General features: G+C 47.6%; 14 protein-coding genes. 4 read left to right on the forward strand and 10 right to left on the reverse strand.

Going from position 1 to position 17,461, the window contains the following annotated elements:
* Positions 1-410: 410 nt before the first annotated feature.
* Positions 411-911 (reverse strand): GNAT family N-acetyltransferase, encoded by a 501-nt coding sequence (locus tag ACFPFU_RS23405; protein WP_377068750.1) that lies wholly within the window; start codon positions 909-911, stop codon positions 411-413.
* Positions 912-1,019: 108 nt separating this feature from the next.
* The gene (locus ACFPFU_RS23410; RefSeq protein WP_377068878.1) at positions 1,020-1,931 is read right to left on the reverse strand and encodes a 3-keto-disaccharide hydrolase; all 912 of its coding nucleotides are present in this window, start codon (positions 1,929-1,931) and stop codon (positions 1,020-1,022) included.
* 261 nt (positions 1,932-2,192) lie between these two features.
* Here ACFPFU_RS23410 and ACFPFU_RS23415 point away from each other — a divergent pair, with 261 nt between their 5' ends.
* From ACFPFU_RS23415 to ACFPFU_RS23430, 4 genes are all read left to right on the forward strand, one after another.
* Positions 2,193-2,891, forward strand: coding sequence for a ThuA domain-containing protein (locus tag ACFPFU_RS23415; RefSeq protein WP_377068752.1), 699 nt, complete (start codon positions 2,193-2,195; stop codon positions 2,889-2,891).
* A 286-nt stretch (positions 2,892-3,177) separates the two neighbouring features.
* Positions 3,178-4,242 (forward strand): class I fructose-bisphosphate aldolase, encoded by a 1,065-nt coding sequence (locus tag ACFPFU_RS23420; RefSeq protein ID WP_377068754.1) that lies wholly within the window; start codon positions 3,178-3,180, stop codon positions 4,240-4,242.
* Positions 4,243-4,533: 291 nt separating this feature from the next.
* Positions 4,534-5,865, forward strand: coding sequence for a GntP family permease (locus tag ACFPFU_RS23425; protein WP_377068756.1), 1,332 nt, complete (start codon positions 4,534-4,536; stop codon positions 5,863-5,865).
* A 115-nt stretch (positions 5,866-5,980) separates the two neighbouring features.
* Positions 5,981-6,931 carry a YihY/virulence factor BrkB family protein gene (locus ACFPFU_RS23430; RefSeq protein ID WP_377068758.1) on the forward strand — a complete coding sequence of 317 codons (951 nt, stop codon included), beginning with the start codon at positions 5,981-5,983 and terminating at the stop codon, positions 6,929-6,931.
* Positions 6,932-7,065: 134 nt separating this feature from the next.
* Here ACFPFU_RS23430 and ACFPFU_RS23435 read toward each other — a convergent pair whose 3' ends face one another.
* From ACFPFU_RS23435 to ACFPFU_RS23470, 8 genes are all read right to left on the reverse strand, one after another.
* The gene (locus tag ACFPFU_RS23435) at positions 7,066-7,851 is read right to left on the reverse strand and encodes an SDR family NAD(P)-dependent oxidoreductase (RefSeq protein WP_377068760.1); all 786 of its coding nucleotides are present in this window, start codon (positions 7,849-7,851) and stop codon (positions 7,066-7,068) included.
* A gap of 15 nt (positions 7,852-7,866) precedes the next feature.
* Entirely contained in the window at positions 7,867-8,958 is a 1,092-nt protein-coding gene (locus ACFPFU_RS23440; protein ID WP_377068762.1) for a sugar phosphate isomerase/epimerase family protein, read from the reverse strand.
* Positions 8,959-8,971: 13 nt separating this feature from the next.
* The gene (locus tag ACFPFU_RS23445) at positions 8,972-11,470 is read right to left on the reverse strand and encodes a DUF7133 domain-containing protein (protein WP_377068764.1); all 2,499 of its coding nucleotides are present in this window, start codon (positions 11,468-11,470) and stop codon (positions 8,972-8,974) included.
* Between the two features lie 196 nt (positions 11,471-11,666).
* Complete coding sequence (locus tag ACFPFU_RS23450) at positions 11,667-12,881, reverse strand: beta-ketoacyl synthase N-terminal-like domain-containing protein (protein WP_377068766.1); 1,215 nt, start codon at positions 12,879-12,881, stop codon at positions 11,667-11,669.
* Positions 12,874-14,808 (reverse strand): adenosylmethionine--8-amino-7-oxononanoate transaminase, encoded by a 1,935-nt coding sequence (bioA, locus tag ACFPFU_RS23455; RefSeq protein ID WP_377068768.1) that lies wholly within the window; start codon positions 14,806-14,808, stop codon positions 12,874-12,876. The genes ACFPFU_RS23450 and bioA overlap by 8 nt, the downstream gene beginning before the upstream one ends.
* Positions 14,781-15,941: an aminotransferase class I/II-fold pyridoxal phosphate-dependent enzyme gene (locus ACFPFU_RS23460; protein WP_377068770.1), complete on the reverse strand. Its 1,161-nt coding sequence runs from the start codon at positions 15,939-15,941 to the stop codon at positions 14,781-14,783. Before ACFPFU_RS23460 ends, bioA begins: the two co-directional genes overlap by 28 nt.
* A gap of 33 nt (positions 15,942-15,974) precedes the next feature.
* The gene (bioB, locus tag ACFPFU_RS23465) at positions 15,975-16,937 is read right to left on the reverse strand and encodes a biotin synthase BioB (protein WP_377068772.1); all 963 of its coding nucleotides are present in this window, start codon (positions 16,935-16,937) and stop codon (positions 15,975-15,977) included.
* A 314-nt stretch (positions 16,938-17,251) separates the two neighbouring features.
* Positions 17,252-17,413, reverse strand: a complete 162-nt coding sequence (locus ACFPFU_RS23470) for a hypothetical protein (RefSeq protein WP_377068774.1) — start codon at positions 17,411-17,413, stop codon at positions 17,252-17,254.
* Between the last annotated feature and the right edge of the window lie 48 nt (positions 17,414-17,461).

Genomic DNA, 17,461 nt, shown 5'->3' on the forward strand with positions numbered 1-17,461 from the left:
TTGCCAATTGGTTCATCACCAGTCTGGTCCCCATAATCCCCAAATTGACTGTAGAGAAAAGACTCAAACAAAAGCCCCATCATCAAATACTTTACGACCTGTTCTATGCTTAAGTTAACGGATATGGTACAGCTGTCGGGAGCGAGTGGGCGAGGGGCTCTGCGGGGAGAAGCTTATTTTTGCCTTGACTTTTTTCGTTCTTTTTGTGTCAAAGCCTGCCCCGACCAGCGCAGCATATCGGGGACAAAAAGTACAGAAGAGTAAGAGGATAATTAAAAACAACCACTTACCCTAAAAGATAAGCAATCATTATCTCCCTGGTGTAGTAGGCGTTGTAACTCCGCCTTTCTATCCCTCTGAATTTGCAACTTCATTTTTCCAATTGTAAATTAAAAATACTATCAGGTAAATTACAGCTTAAATTCCAACACAAAATCCTCCATCCAATATCCCTGGCCGATGGGGATGTTTTCTTCTGCGACGGTTACAAAACCCGAACGATGGTAAAACCGGAGAGCCGCTTCATTGTAACGGTTCACATTGAGCACCAGAGAGCCGTTATTGGATTTCAATGCTTCCCCGCCGATATATTGGATGAGCGCTTTTCCCACGCCCTTTCCCTGGGCTTCCGGAAGGATGTAGATTTTATGGATTTTGGTTTTATCCGAATGCTGATGGTTGGTTTCAAAAGAGGCGAAACCCAGCGTCCTTGCGCCTTCCATGGCCAGGATAAATATGTGGTTTTTAGGCCCCATTTGTTTTTCCAGTGAAGGTGTGCTGTACATCATTTCCAGCATGTATGAAATCTGGACTTTGGAAAGGATATGGCCAAAGGTAGTGGGCCAGGTCTTCTGTGCGACTTCCTGGATAAGGGGGATGTGTTGGGTGCCGGCTTTGATGATGTCAACCACTTATTCGGTGAATTAAAAGCAGAGAAGGCCGTTTTCAACCTGACTTTGACATCGATAGGAAAACGGCCTGGAATGTGTTTCTTTACGTTATTATTTTCTGGCCTGCCTTTATTTTGATGGCGTAAGCACGATTTTTCTGAATTCCACCGCTCCGTGGTCTCCCTGAAGCATAAGGGGACCAGGTTCGCCTTCATTGCTGTCAAGTGCCCCCCCGGTGATGCCCGGAATGATCTGGTCACAGACAATGGTCTTGCCATTGGCCACGATGGTCACTCTTCTGCCGACAAGGGTAATCTCAAAAGTCTGCCATTCGCCCGGCTTTCCGGCCACCATTTCATTCGGCGTTACAAATCCGTACACGCCACCGAAATACACAGAAGAGGGAGGCGTGCCTTTATTGTCCTCAATTTGTACTTCATAGCGTCCCCTCAGGTATATCCCACTATTGCTTCCTTCGGGATAACGGAATTCTGCCTGAAGCTTGAAGTCTTCATATTTTTCATCCGTAATAAGGTTGGCCCCGGCTTTCGGATTGGTGAGAATCCCGTTTTTGACTACCCACTGGTTTTCAGCGGCATCAGGATGCCATCCGGAAAGATCTCTTCCGTTAAAAATCTCAATGGGTTCTCCCCAAGCAACTTCTTTTTCCCGTACCAAAGATGGCGCGGGTTCCCCTGTAAACTTGTATTTTTTGCCCATGGGGTGGTGGATGGTCCCTTCCAGCTTTCCCCCTTTTAAAGATCCTTCAAATCCCAGTTCGGTATCGGTGTCTTCCCACTGAGGAGGAATACGGAAAGATATTTTGCCGTTCTGGAAATTTATCTTTGAAACGGGACGGACACTTCCATTATCCCCCACATAATACCCTACGAGGGTACGGATACCGGACTGCTTTACTTCCAGCCAGGATGGAGCAGATTTACCGTCCATCTCCACCGTGAGGTTCCACCTACCAATAAGGTCATCGGTTGACTGGGCCTTTAGCGTACCCGGAACCAAAAGGAATGTACAGATTACCATAAACAGGGTCGATCTGCCCCATATCGTATTTGCCGAAAAGAAGGAATAACCAATATTTTTCATCATGTTTGATTTGTTGTTGAATAATTTTTAAAAATACAGGATTTTTGGGAGGAATGACAATGGATTTTCTAAAAGTTAATTTCGTTGTAAAGAAAATGGAATATTGGGAAACAGTTTTTATAAATAGTGTTTTTTTTAGGATGTTGGTGTTAACATAATGGATAAAAATTTGTAATATCGGTTAAAAGCAATAGGATTATGTTACACTTGGTTCAAATGTTTCTCTGTGCATTCGCGGTAGTGACGGGATTTGCATCAACAGAACTGCCAATATCTGTTCTGTTGATTACAGGGGGGCATGATTTTGAGAGGGAGCGTTTTTTCGAAATGATGGATGCTTTGGAGAATATCCAATATGTCGAGGTGAAGCATCCGAAGGCAAATGATCATTTTGTCGGTGAGGATATAGAAAAATATGATCTGATCCTGTTCTATGATATGGTGCAGGAGATTACCGCGGATCAAAAACAGGGATTGGAAAGATGGGTGGATAAAGGGATTGGACTGGTATTTCTCCACCATTCTATTGTATCTTACCAAAATTGGGATTATTACAGGGGATTGGTTGGCGGGCGATACCTGGAAAATGATTCAGGTTACCAACATGATGTCGCATTCAGGGCCCACATCATGGAGAAAGGACATCCCATTGTGAAAGGCCTGTCCAATTTCGAAGTCTATGATGAGATTTATAAAGACGTTGACATTTCGGATAATGTCCAGCCTTTAATTTCCACTGATCATCCCGAAAGCATGCCTCTGTTGGCCTGGTGTCAACAACTATCCCCTTCCACCAGAACCGTCTATATCCAACCTGGCCATGGTCCCGAGGTGTATGCCCTACCCGCATACAGAAAACTGCTGCAGCAGGCGATCCAGTGGGCTGCGGGCCGGTAGTTTCTTAAATGCTTCTCTGATTTTTTCGCTGGAAAAGTATTTTTTCTTTTACCTGCAGGTTTCCAGGAGGATATGCCATCTCCGGATATAAATGTCATCCGGACGGGTCTGTCCAATGAAAGCGTAAGTCCACTTGAACGAAATAATTTCGGGAAGACTTGTTCTGATTTCAGATTTTGGAACAGAAAATGTGCGTGATTATACCCTAAGTGAAGAAAGATAGGATTGAACAACCTTTTCTATTGACCTTCAGGATATTCAGTAATAACTCCAACCTTGAAAAGCAATGAATACAAAACTTGATAAAATCCAAGAATGGCTGGGCAAAGATGCCGGGTATCTCATGGATCACAAGAGCCAAACTTTCGACAAAAATCTGTTACATGCCCCCTCCCCGGATTTTGTGGACAAAGAATTTGTGCACAGCAACAGAAATTCACAATTCTTACGCAATATGGCCACATTATTCAACACCGGCAGGCTGGGAGGAACGGGATACCTTTCCATACTCCCCATTGATCAGGGGATAGAGCATTCAGCGGGGAGTGCATTTGCTCCTAATCCCATTTACTTTGATCCTGAGAATATCATCAAACTTGCCTTAGAGGCGGAATGCAATGCCGTGGCCACCACCATTGGGTCTTTTGGCATTCTTTCGAGAAAATACGCCCATAAAATACCTTTCATAGTTAAACTGAATCATAATGAACTGCTCTCCTATCCCAACAAACACAATCAGATCATGTTTGGGTCAGTAGACGATGCTTGGAATCTGGGGGCGATAGCTGTAGGGGCAACCATCTATTTCGGCTCGGAAGAATCCAACCGCCAGATCATTGAGGTTTCGGAGGCTTTTGAGCGTGCCCATGAATTGGGCATGGTCACCATTTTGTGGTGTTATGTAAGGAACAACGGTTTTCAAAAGGATGGTGTCAATTATGAAACCGCAGCGGACCTCACCGGGCAGGCCAACCATCTGGGGGTAACCATCCAGGCGGATATCATTAAACAGAAATTACCGACCAACAACGGTGGTTTTACCCGCATTGGCTTTGGCAAGTCCCACCCTGAAATGTACAATAAGCTCAGCAGCGACCATCCGATTGATTTATGCCGGTATCAGGTAGCCAACTGTTACATGGGCCGGATAGGACTGATCAATTCAGGAGGAGAATCCCAGGGAGAGGGGGATCTGGAAGAGGCCGTCAAAACCGCTGTGATCAACAAACGCGCAGGCGGAATGGGTTTAATCATGGGCAGAAAGGCCTTTCAAAGGCCTATGGAAGAAGGGGTTCAACTATTAAACCATATTCAGGATGTATACCTTAATCCGGAAATAGATCTGGCCTGAAAAATCCATCAGGGATGATGAATCAATGGGGCAACTGATTTGCAGTCATTGAATCCACACCTGTATAAATCCTGCCGTCGCCCTGCAAAAAGCCAGTTCCTCCATGTATCCGATGCCTCTGCGAGGAAGCATTTTTCAACCGCTGATCATGGGGTTTCAGAGGGATTCAAGGGCATATTCTTGCTTTTTTGGAGCGAAATTTTTTAAAGTACCCTGTTTACGGTGGGTTTCTGAAAATAATTATGTATTATAGGTTCCGTAAATAACATTTGGTCCAATATAAACCCCATTATGTATCTTTTTCTGGTTATCCTGTTGTCGCTCGCACTCATTATCATCGCCATCATCAAATTCGAAATCCACCCGTTTCTGGCCTTATTTGTAGTGGCCATTATCTATGGTTTGATTTCGGGCATGCCTGCTGAACTGATCATCCAATCGATTTCAGAGGGTTTTGGGGGCGTGTTGGGGAGGATAGGGCTGCTGATTTTGTTTGGGGTCATCATCGGGACCTTTCTGGAAAAGACGGGAGGAGCGTTTGTCATTGCGCAGAAGGTGCTTTCCTGGATAGGGAAAAAGGCCGTCATGCTCGGTATGATGGTTACAGGTGCCATTTTGTCGATCCCCGTGTTTGGAGACAGTGCATTCATCATGATGAATCCCATCAACAAGTCCCTCTCCTTTAAGGGGAAACTGCCTTTTGCCGCCACCACGGTGGCATTGACCCTAGGCATTACCGCCACCCATTCCCTGGTACCGCCTACTCCTGGACCGATAGCAGCCGCGGGGATTTTGGGCGCCGATCTGGGCATGATCATTTTTTGGGGCGCCATCATCAGCGTCGTGGCTTTGGTACCTTGTTACTTCTTTTGTAAACATATCGTTTCCAAAATACCTTTGACCCCGGACTTTGCGGAAATGGAAGCAGTGGGGGAAAAGAAGAAATACCCTTCTATTGGAAAATCATTTATGCCTATTTTCATTCCTTTGGGTCTGATTGTGCTGGCCTCAATAGCTGCCTATCCGACACGGCCATTTGGGGAGAACCTATTTACTTCCGTGATATTATTTGTAGGAAATCCCATCATTGCCCTTTTGTTAGGTGTGTTTTTGTCTTTTACGCTTCCCGAAAAATTGGACAGAAAACTTTTGTCATCCACCGGTTGGTTTGGTGAGGCTTTGTTGATCGCGGCTCCGGTGATCCTGATTACCGGGGCAGGAGGCGTGTTCGGGAAGATGCTGGAGAATTCCGGTGTGGCGGATCATGTAAGTGCCACACTGATGGTAGGAAATTACAGTTTGCTGCTGCCGTTTTTTATGGGTTTTGCGTTAAAATCGGCCCAGGGATCTTCCACCGTGGCCTTGGTTACCACGGCTTCCATCATGGTGCCTTTGATGGGTACATTGGGGCTGGATTCTGAGTCGATGAGGGTGATGACGGTATTGGCTACCGGTGCGGGAGCCATAGCCGTTTCCCATGCCAATGACAGTTTTTTCTGGGCCATGACGCAACTATCCGGCATGAATATCAAACAAGGCTACCAATCCCACAGCATAGGCACCGTGATCCTGTCCTTTACCGCGATGGGTTTGATTTTGATCATAGCCGGTTTTATGCGGTAAAGTTGATGTGGCCGCCGGCTTTTCCAACACCGGCTGTCCGTAATCTGCATGCCGGATCTTTCTTTGGGAAAAACACCTTTTTAATTTTGGTGCATTTTTTGCCGAAAATTTCCGTATGGGAAGATTCAAATTCAACCACATCAAACCGATCATGGTGGAAACGGCCAAGAGATGGATGAGGGCTGAACCGTTCAGGCAAAGTGCCACCATCTCCTACTATGCCATATTTTCCATCCCCGGTCTGTTGATCATCGTCATCTGGGCAGCCGGCATCTTTTTCGGACAGGAAGCTGTACAAGGGGAGATAAGTAATCAGATCGGTACCATGATGGGAGAAGAAACCGCAGAAAGTGTGGAAGACCTGATTTCCAACGCATACATCAGTTCCACGGGCTGGGTGATGAAAGCAATAGGTATCATCGCTTTGGTATTTGGGGCCACCACACTTTTTTTTCAGCTTCAAAAGTCCCTGAACTTTCTATGGGATGTAGAACCCGATCCCGAAAATAACCTCAAAAAAATGATCATTGACCGAGCCAGCTCCTTTGGGCTGATTTTGGTCATCGCCTTCCTGCTCCTGATTTCCCTGGTATTGAGTTCCATTTTATCCATTCTGAGTAATTGGATAGCGGGCCGCTTCGGCGAGGAAATCTATTATCTGACGGAGATTGTGGATTTCCTGCTGAGCTTTGGGATAATTACCCTTCTTTTTGCCATCATGTATAAGTTTCTACCGGATGTGGAGATCGGGTGGAAATCTGTTTGGGTGGGTGCCATGGTCACCGCGTTTCTTTTTACACTTGGTAAGACTTTATTGGGTCTGTATTTTGGAATGGCGGATCCCACCTCCGGATTTGGAGCTGCCGGAACCATCATTTTGGTGATGGTTTGGGTGAACTATACCTGCCTTATTCTTTTCTTCGGGGCCGAATTTACCCATGTGTTTGCCAAAAATTACGGCCATCAAATCCAGCCTTCCGAACATGCCAAATGGACCGCCGCTTATCTGCACCGGAAAGAGGAAGGAGAACACGAAGATCCCATTGAATCCAGAACAAGAGAATAATGTTTCAAGGATCAATTTTAGGCGTACTGAATTTATTGTCCACGCCGGCCCCGGACCCGGACGAAGAGATTCGGGAATTCCACGGATTGACGCGGATTTGATATGATTATAATTTTTGACTTGACAATGCCGGCTTATTTGGCCGTCCAGCCACCGTCTACGGTAAGCATAGCACCCACCATATAACTGGCCGCTTCGCTGGCCAGGAAAATGGCAGCGCCTTGGATTTCCCGCAACTCACCCCAGCGGGCCAGGGCAGTGGCTCCTACGATGAAATTTTTAGCCTCATCCGTATTGGCAATGGGAATGTTCATTTCGGTTAGAAATGGACCCGGACATATGGCATTGACGTTGATATTGAAAGGAGCCAGTTCCAGTCCCAAGGCCCTTGTCATTTGCACCACCGCTCCCTTGCTGGCCGTGTAAGGGGTCCTGTTGGCAAGCCCCACCAGCCCTAGGGTACTGGCCAAATTGATGATGCTTCCTCTTTTTTGTGCTTTCATATAAGGGGTGACCGCTCTGCAACAGAGCCAGGTACCGTTGACATTCACATCCATCACCTGGTCAAATTCCTCCGGCGTCACTTCATCTATAGGGCCCCGGATGTTGATCCCCGCGCTATTGATCAGGATATCTATCCGTCCAAAAGCCGCCATGGCATGCTTGGCCATGGCTTCTGTCTCCTCTTTTTTGGTGATGTCTGCCCCAAAAGAAATGGCTTCGGTTTTAAAATCGCTGGAAATCTCCTGGGCGGCTTTTGCTCCTTGAGCCGCGTTTCTATTTACCAGCATCACTTTGGCACCCGCAGAAGCCAAACCTGCGGCCATGGCCAGTCCCAAGCCTTTTGAACCGCCTGTAATGATGGCTGCTTTTCCGCTCAAATCAAATTGTTTTATTCCGGGTAGGATTTCTTTTATCATGAATCAAAATTTTTTTTAGTTAAAAATCAGTGTGTTTTTGCTGAAGTCCAAAGACAAGGTCACGTTTTTTTCCTCTTCTGCCAGCAATTCCTCCGCGTTCAGCTTGTCTATCCTGGGGAGCGTGGTCTTTTTCTCCCTGACCAATTTCAAAACAGGAGCCAATTCCATTCCGGAAACACCTTCAAAAGTGGTCCAATAACCATGGGTGAGACAAGGTATTTCCAGAGGATTACGGGTGATCATTTCGAGGTTAAAGGTGACTTTGGGATTATGCTGCCTGCACAAGCGGGCGATGGCCTGGAGATCCAATATACCTTGGCCCAGTGGAACTTCAGACAGGAGAAAACCTTTTTCATATTGGTCCACCGCCATGTCTTTGATATGGGTGCTGAAAACAAAGGGCGCCAGGGTGTTTGCGGTATACAACGGGTCTTCCAATAGCGCCAGGCTATTCCCGAAATCCAAAGTGACGCCTATCCATTCGCTGTCAACTTTTTTGAGGATGTCTACCAATTCCTGAGCCCGCCAGTCTTTATGGTTTTCCACGGCCAATCTCACCCGGTATTTTTTTAACACCGGTTCGACTAATTGCAAAGCTGTCAACGCATTATTTTGGAATTCCTGGAACTCATGGTAACTGTGGAGCGCCTCGTATCTCCTGGGCCCCAGACTCACGGTTCGAAGTACACTGGCACCGGCCTCCCTGGCGCTTTTTACCTCATGATCAAATGAAGCCACGTCCCCCTGCTTTTTGGGCAAGGCAATGGAGCCCTCCAAATAAAGCCCCAACCTCTCGCGGTGGTCCCGCACTTTTTTGGCAAAATCCTCCTTCCAGTCCCTTACACCCACCTGAATACCGCCAGCACCTATGGCATGGCAATGTTTCATAAAATCGATGGCATCCATAAAGGCGGGATATTTGTCGCTGGCCGTTTTGGATTGCCATCTGACGCCATAAGAATGTACCACTATGCCCATTTTTTCTTGTTTGAAAAAATCAGGTAAATGGGCGAAGCTCATTGCCAACGCGCCGAAGGACGCCGCTTTCAAAAACTTTCTCCTGTCCAGTGGGGGTGGGGTCGGGTTTGATGGGTTGCTGTTTGTCATTCCAAGGGTCAGATTAGTTGGAGGAAAGATTGCGTTTGTCTTCCAGTATGTATTTTTTAAGTTCCTCCGCTTTCCAGGGATAAACCCTGCCCTGCAGGGTGTTCCTGTTCAGCGCGATGTTCCTTCTGCTCACTGCGCCGGCATCATTTCCCCATTCATTGCGGATATAGGTCATGATGGCAGCGATGGTGGCATCATCCAGATTGGAATGGGCCGGCATCACAGGGAGTATTTCGGGTTCATCATAGAGCTTACCGCCCACTTCCACAGGACCTTCCATGCCATGCAATATGATCAGGGATAACTGCTTTTCATCACCAATGACCCATTCAGAATTGGCAAGGGGCGGACCCATGCGGTTCGAGCCGCTTCCGTCGGTCCCGTGACAACCCGAACAGGTACTCAGATAATACTGTCTTCCCAACCCAAACTGCTTGAATTGTTCTTCGATAAGCTCGTGTTTTTTGGTACTTGTCCATTGCTGGCCTTCATGGCCCGGCCATTCGAAAAGCACGGCAAGTGCTTGAAGTTTCCTTGGATCGATGTTCAGGTCATCCTGGGACAATAAACCCGGGGCCGAATCGAGCGTTACCGGTATGTGATCTTTGGTGATGCCATGCATAGACATCCCTGTTAAAATGGCTTGTTGTTGCCAGCCAAAGGATGCCTTATTCACATCCAGCGCAGCAAGAAGGCGCTTCAGTTCAGTGGGTTCCCCTTTTTTTGCCACGGCTGTGGAAATCATTTCGAGGAAAATCTCCTTTTCCGGAGAAAAACGCTTCCAGTCTTCCAATTTCAGGAGGTTTTGTAAAAAAGCATACTCTTTGTTTTCCAGGCTGCTTAAAACAGCATCACGGATCAGAGGAATGGATGCGTACCGGGTGGTAATACCTGTTAAAAGCTCATGGGCATAGTCGGTTTCCAGTACGCCTGCGGAAAGCGCTGTCTGAAGGACAAACTCAATCGGTGCGTCTTCCCACGCTTCAGATAACATTTGTCCTAATTTATTTTTCACAGCAGTTTCTTTTGCCGCAAAAGGTTCCAATAGCCGAAGGGAAGTCGCCCTTACCCCTGGGTCGGGATCAGATAAAGTGGTAAACAACAAGTCTGTATCCAGCATTCCAAGGCCTTCCAAAGTCCATAAGGCGTGGATTCTACCGTAGGGGTCTTTGCCGCGGGAGACGGCATTTCGTAAAAAAGATTGGCTTTCAGGATCACCCCTTTCTACCAGCAATCGCTGCGCCATGTCACGCTGCCATCCGTTTTCGTTGAATAATTCGCGGGCCAAGGCTTCTGGGGAAAATGCGGACAGCTTTTTGACTTTTGCCGGAGTCCAGCCTTTGGGAACAATCCTCCATATCCGTCCCATGTTGACCGGAAGCACCAGGTTTCTGCTCAGTGTTTGTTCTCTCAGGTAGGGTGAGATGTAGGCGCCGTGCTGAACAAGACCACGGTACATGTCCGCCATATAAAGGGCCCCGTCGGGTCCTGAGGCCAGGAAGACAGGTCTGAACCGTTCATCGGTTGAAGCAAGAAATTCCACACCGGGATGGGGATCCTCAGCGGTAAGATATAAGCCTTCGGCACTTACCACGTTCCTTTTGATGAGGTTTCCTGAAGGTTCACAAACAAAGACGTTTCCATAATACCTGGAAGGAAGGGTTTGGCTTCGGTAATAAAAGGGCGCACAGGCAGAGGTAAACTCCATTAGCCGTCCCTGTTCATCCAGAATGCCGGGGATATAGCCTCTGTTTACAGCCGGATTGGTGCGGATGGGATAAATTCTCCTGTCTACGGTAAGACCGTGGTCTATGCCTGTAGTAGGCGTATGATGTTTGTTTCGGGACAGGTAATTGGGAGGTACCAGGTCGCCGTGGAGCTGAGACCAGTTGTAATTATAAATCAAGCGGCCATAGTCATCATGGCTGATGCCCCATTGGCCGCGGTATTCGGTGCTGTCACGTATCCACTGGTCATCTGCCATCCGGTACCTGAAATTCGATTTGGCATTGTAGTACCAATTGTCCATTCCCCTCCAAAGCCCGTTTCCGGAGTGTTCGGGCAGGTTGCTTCCCGCATAGTCAGGGTCAATAAGGACTTTGGTGTCGGCTGTTAAGTCGCCATCCAGGTCCCGGGTCCACCATAATGCCATGTTTTCGACTACCAACGCCCCGTCCTTCACGACAGCCAGCGCCCTTGGCATGATGAGGCTATCCAGATAGATCGTACTCATGTCCATAATTCCGTCGCCGTCGGTGTCCTCCAGCACATTAATTCTGCCTACAGGCTCATTTTCTCCTTTCCCGTCAATATCAGGCATAAACCCGCGCATCTCCACTACCCAAAGCCTGCCATCTTCGTCAAAGCTGATAACGACAGGGTCTTGGACCAGGGGTTCCGAGGCCACAAGCTGAATATCCAGACCTTCTTCAATTTGAAAAGTTGCCCATTCCTCACCTGGTGATTTTGGGGGAGAGGGGTTCTTATCTGTTTGGGATTTAGATTTCATCATGTAAAACAGCAAGCCGAACAGACCTGCAGTCAGAAGTAATATCCAGCGTAAGTTTTTCAAAATGCATGAATTTGCTCCTTTTAAAAATAAAGGGATTTTTTTTGAAATGAAAGGTGGACTTGATAAATAACTTGAATTTGGGTTTTGTGGCGTTCTTATATACCAAGTTATGGGTTGAATGTAAGATTAAATTTGGTTAAACCGGTGGTGATTGGCAGGAGGCCTTTCCTGATCCGAGAACCACACTGCCGGAATTGCCACCAAAACCGGCTGCATTGACCATGATGGATTGGATTGGATTTTTTTGTTGAGCCATGGGGGTGGGATAGGGAAAGGAAGGGCAGCTTCCCAAGGCCAAAATATCCAGGGCATTTTGAATGCTCAACGCAGCGGAAGCCCCGAGGGTATGGCCAATCTGCCATTTGTTGGAATACAGATCGGGGGTATTGTCGGCAAAAACAGTATTTATTGCATGAAGTTCAGAAGCATCGCCCTTAGCAGTGCCAGGGGCATGAAGAAGAATAAGGTCAGGAGGGGAACAGCCTTGTAAAGCCATTTTCATGGATTTTTGAAAATGCTCTCCCCCGGAACTGATGTTGGTCAAACTATGAATGGCTTCATTGCCATATCCAAAACCTTTGATAATGGCCAGTACCTTTCTGGTCTCCAGTTCCTCTTCGGAGATCTTTTCCAACAGGAACAAAGAAGCGCCTTCCCCTAATACCATGCTGTTTTGGTTGGGGTGTCCGGCCGCAAGAGGCATACAGGGGAAATTCTGCATTCCCTCTGAGGCGTAGACATTCATGGATTGCATTTGGGCAATGGTGAAAGGAGTAAGCGGGGCTTCTGTGCCTCCGACAATAAACATGTCCGCCATATCCGCCTTTAGCCAAGCTATCCCATTGATGAGGGCCTGCATGGCCGTGCTGCAGGTGATGGAGTGACTGATGATGGGACCGTGTAACTCCAGGTGCTGCATGACCCAGCTTGAAAGATTCCCTAAAGTGGTTGTAGGTGAAGTATAGGCGGAGGTTTTCATCGTCTTGTCCGATGAGAAGCTGTCATAATCTTTTTCGAATAGACCTGTAGCCCCTCTTGACGAGCCGATGTTCACACCGATTCTGAGGTTTCTTTTTAATTCAATGTGCGGCTTCAACTCCTCGGCAGCCAGTAAGGCCAGCAGCACAGAGCGGTCGAGATGGGAAAATGCTTTCTTTTTCCCCTTTAGTTCTTCCATCCGTATTTCAGCCTCTTCCGGCAGGGCAGCAGCATATGCATTTCCGAAGCGTTCATGTTTTTTGATCCGTGTTTGGCCATCATACCAGCTTTCTCCCGTTCCGGAGGCGTGCAGACCCAAAGGGGAAACCGTACCTGAAGCGGTGATGGCGATATATTCCTTGCCGCTACGCATCTGACTGTAGTTGGTTTAAGAAGGCCTTGATTTCCGAATAGATGGTGTTGAGTTGTTCCGTTTCAATGCAATAGGGGGGCAGTAAATAAATCACATTTCCCAATGGCCGGATCAATATACCCTTCTCTATAAAAAAGCGGTAAGCCCGGTCTCTAATGCTGTTGAAATAGCTTGTGCCTGAGTCCGTGCTGATTTCAAAAGCGAGGATGGTTCCCCTTAGTCGGAGGTTGGCAACAAGCGGATGTAACCGGATCTCCTCCATAAATGTTTTATGGGCTTCCCCGATCCTTTCTATCCGCTGTTGTGTCTCTCCTGAACTCACAAGATCCAGACTTGCCAGCGCTGCGGCACATCCCAGGGGATTGGCCGTATAGGAGTGGCCATGGAAAAAAGTCTTCTTTTTGTCATCGGACAAAAACGCATCGTAGATTTTTGAACTGCAAGTGGTCACTCCCATGGCCATGGTGCCACCTGTCAGGCCTTTGGAAAGACAGATCACGTCCGGTTTGTGTACGCAATAATCGCTTGCAAAATGCTTTCCTGTTCTTCCAAAACCCGTCATGACTTCGTCGGCAATGGCAATGATGCCGTTTTTCAGGCAAATGGCGAGAAGCTTGTCGAGCACTTCAGGTTCATACATCACCATTCCGGCAGTTCCCAGAACCAGCGGTTCATAGATAAAGGCGGCTATCTGATGTTTATCCAGGGCATCCTGAAATTGGGCCAATGTCTCCTCTTCCTTGCCGGGAACGGGTGTGTCGATAAAGACCGTTTCAAATAAAAGAGGATGAAAGGGTTGGGTAAATGCCCCTCTCTCACTCACGGACATGGCACCGAAAGTATCGCCGTGATAGGAATTTTTGAAGGCGATGATCTTGTTCCGCGGCTTCCCTGTGTTGGCCCAAAACTGTATGGCCATTTTCAGCGCCACTTCCACGGCGGTGGAGCCGTTGTCTGAATAAAACACCTTTTCCTGTCCATCCGGAAGCACATCCAATAGACGGGAGGCCAGTTCTACCGCAGGTGGATGGGTGAAGCCGGCAAAGATCACATGTTCAAGTGTGCTCAGTTGCTTGCTTACTCTTTGGGCAATATGAGGGTGGGAATGGCCATGTAGATTCACCCACCAGGAAGAGATGGCATCAATATAGCGCTTCCCTTTGTCATCATACAACATGGCTTTTTCTCCCCTGACAATGGGTATGGCCAAATCCGCTGTTTGCATCTGCGTGTAGGGGTGCCAGACAAATTGTTTGTCTTTTCGCGCCAAATCAGTAACCATTCCCGGTGAAGGAACATCGGATCTTAAGGTGGCGGAATTTTTCAACAGCTCTTTTGCATACCGCTTGACAGTCGTTTTATCAACAACCTGTTCATGTTGGATATGCAAAAGTCTTTTGTACCCGCTGTGTTTTAAAATGATCTCTTCACCTTGGGGGTATGGATCCCCATTAAAAATAATGCCTTTTACTTCAATGTTGCGCGCTTTTAGGATTTCGCAGCTCATTAAGGTATGGTTGATGCTGCCTAAATAATTTTGGGAAACCAACACCACTTTTGCATCCAGATGATGGATCAGGTCTAAAATCAGGTCTGTATCATTAAGCGGTACCATCAGCCCTCCGGCCCCTTCGATGATGAGCGGGTTTTCGGTTTTGGGAGCTTGGATATTTTTAAGTTCAATTTGTGTGTGTTCCCTTTGGGCGGCATCATGGGGACTAAGGGGGGCCTTCAATTTATAGGCCTCCGGATGGAACCTGGAGACGGTATTGCTTATCAGTTGCTTCACCGTTTCGGTATCGGAACCTTCGACATCACCCGCCTGGACAGGTTTCCAGTAATCTGCCTGCAGGGCTTCTGTCAATATCGCCGCCGCCACGGTTTTGCCGATTTCAGTACCTATTCCTGTGACAAAGATTCTTTCCATTGTATTGTTTTTTCAAATTCTTTGATACCCGCAACCAGCGTATCCACTTCTTCCGCTGTGTTAAAAGCATGGAGACAGATACGGATTCTCTCCTGTCCGACGGGCACTGTGGGGCTTAGGATGGGTTTTACGTCAAAACCTTTGGCTGCGAGAAAGGAACTCGCTTCTCTTGCATTTTCATTTCCGGGTATTATCAAACAGTTTACGGGGCCGCTGCCCTGAAATTTAAACCTGGAATTCCCATTTAATTCCCTTTTGAGTTTCTGATGCAAAGCAAAAACACAGGTTCTCTCTTTTTCCATTTCGGGAAGGAGGTGGTAAGCGGTCTGGACGCAGACCGTCATCGGCGGCGCCATGGCTGTGGAATAGATAAACGAAGGGCAATAGTTTATCAAATATTCGCGGAGGATTTCCGGCCCCACGATGATGGCGCCCTGAAGTCCCAAGGCTTTTCCAAAGGTATGGAGGCGGGCAAACACATCATCCTCCAATCCCAACCCGCAAACCAAACCTTCTCCCTTCGCCCCATACAGGCCGGTGGTATGGGCTTCATCCACGATTAAATTGAAATGATGGTTTTTACAAAACACGGCCAACTCAGGCAAAGGGGCCATATCCCCGTCCATGGAAAACAGGGATTCGGTGATCACATAGACGTGGCCCTCACCAAGCCGGGCTTTTCGCTTCAAGTCATCCACGTCATTGTGCTTAAAAGAATAGGCCCTGGCATGGCTTAGCCGGATGCCGTATTTTATGGAAGCATGACACAGTTGATCATAAAAAATGGTGTCTCCTTTTTGAGGCAATGAAGAGATCAGGCCGATATTGGCGAGATACCCTGAACTAAAGATCAACCCGGCTTCGGCTTTGTGAAAGCGGGCAATCTGCCTTTCCGCCTCCTCAAGCCATTCATGGTTACCGCTCAACAACCGGGACCCCGTTGCCCCTAAAGGAAGCCCGCTCTTTGTAAACGCCTGTACAGCCAGTTCTTTCAGTTTTTCGCTTCTGGATAATCCCAAAAAATCATTGGAAGTAAAATCACAGAGGTGGTTGCTTTTTGGCAGGGTCCTGTATGTGCCTGATGTTTTCCGCTTATCGAGCAATTGTAAGATTTGGGATCTGACATCTACCATTGCTGTTTATTTTTATCGGTTTGTGGGCACAGGCTATTCAAGGTTGGCTTGCAAAGGGCTCAGCCCAAATGACTTTAGCATCTCCAGGTCTTCTTCAAAATTGGCTGTGGGGGTCGTCAACAGCTTTTCTCCCGAATGTATGGAATTTGCACCTGCCATGAAGCAGATGAATTGCTCGGCCGTGCTCATTTCCTTCCTTCCCGCCGATAGGCGGACCATGCTTTGCGGCATTAAGATGCGGGCCGTGGCCACCATCCTTACCATGGATTCCATGGGGACCTCTTCCTGATCTGCTAAGGGGGTGCCTTTGATCCTTACCAGTTTGTTGATGGGGACTGACTCGGGGTGTTTTTTTAAAGTGGCCAATGTGTGCAGGAGTCCGATTCTGTCTTCGTCTGTTTCTCCCATGCCAATGATGCCGCCGGAACAGACGGTGATACCGGCATCCATGACATGGTTCAAGGTATTTAACCGGTCATCATATTTTCTTGTGGAGATGATTTCTCCATAATAGTCTTCGGAGGTGTCGATGTTGTGGTTGTATGCTTTACAGCCCGCTTCTTTGAGTTTTCTGGCCTGTGAATCCGTCAGCATGCCCAAGGTGCAACATACCTCCATATCCATTTTTTTCACCTCGGTCACCATCTCGAGTACTTTGTCAAAATCGCGGTTGTCCCGCACTTCCCTCCAGGCAGCTCCCATGCAAAACCTGCTGGCGCCCGCCTCTTTGGCTTTTTGGGCTGCTCCAATTACTGTATCCAGGTCCAGGAGTTTATTTACGTCAACATCCGTTTGATAACGCGCCGCCTGAGGGCAATAGGCGCAATCTTCAGGGCATCCGCCGGTCTTTATGGAAAGCAAAGACGCTATCTGCACTTTTTGAGGGTTGTGGAACTTACGGTGAACGGTCGCCGCTTCAAATACCAATTCAATCAATGGCTTAAAATAAATTTCCCTGATTTCCTCAGGCGTCCAGTCGTTTTTGATTGCTGTCATAGTTGAAATTATTCCTTGTATTGACAAAGCTATATAATCCCACTGAAATTTGTACTTTTATTATGGATAAAAACGCCGGTGAAAAGCCAGAATGTGGGTGCAGGTCAAAACCGGCTTTCCAAAGGCGATGGGGTCAGGGTTGGCATTCCGCGGTGTTTGCCGCATCGCAGGAATGTTGAACATATCGGGGTTAATCAACGGATTTATCGTCCACGAATTTCACGGATTGACACGGATTTTATATAGGGGTTCAGATTGTTGAATCGTTTTTTGCAAATAACTAAGTGTAACCAAATTATTCTCATCCTCGGTGCTTATTCCCCGGTATTGGAGGGGGCGGACTTCCCGGACTTGGTTCTCTCCCATGGGTTGTACCCATGGTGACTGAGAGGTTTGACCACTTCGTGGGCGGGATGATGGTTTAACTGGTTTATAATCAGATTGTTGAGTCCATGGTTGTTGGGGATTTTGGCCACTTTGTGGTCATTCTTGAGATAAGCCTTTATCTCCCCCCTTTGACAGCG

Origin of the sequence: Negadavirga shengliensis (assembly GCF_042652345.1) — a bacterium.
In the GTDB taxonomy this organism is placed as follows: domain Bacteria; phylum Bacteroidota; class Bacteroidia; order Cytophagales; family Cyclobacteriaceae; genus Negadavirga; species Negadavirga shengliensis.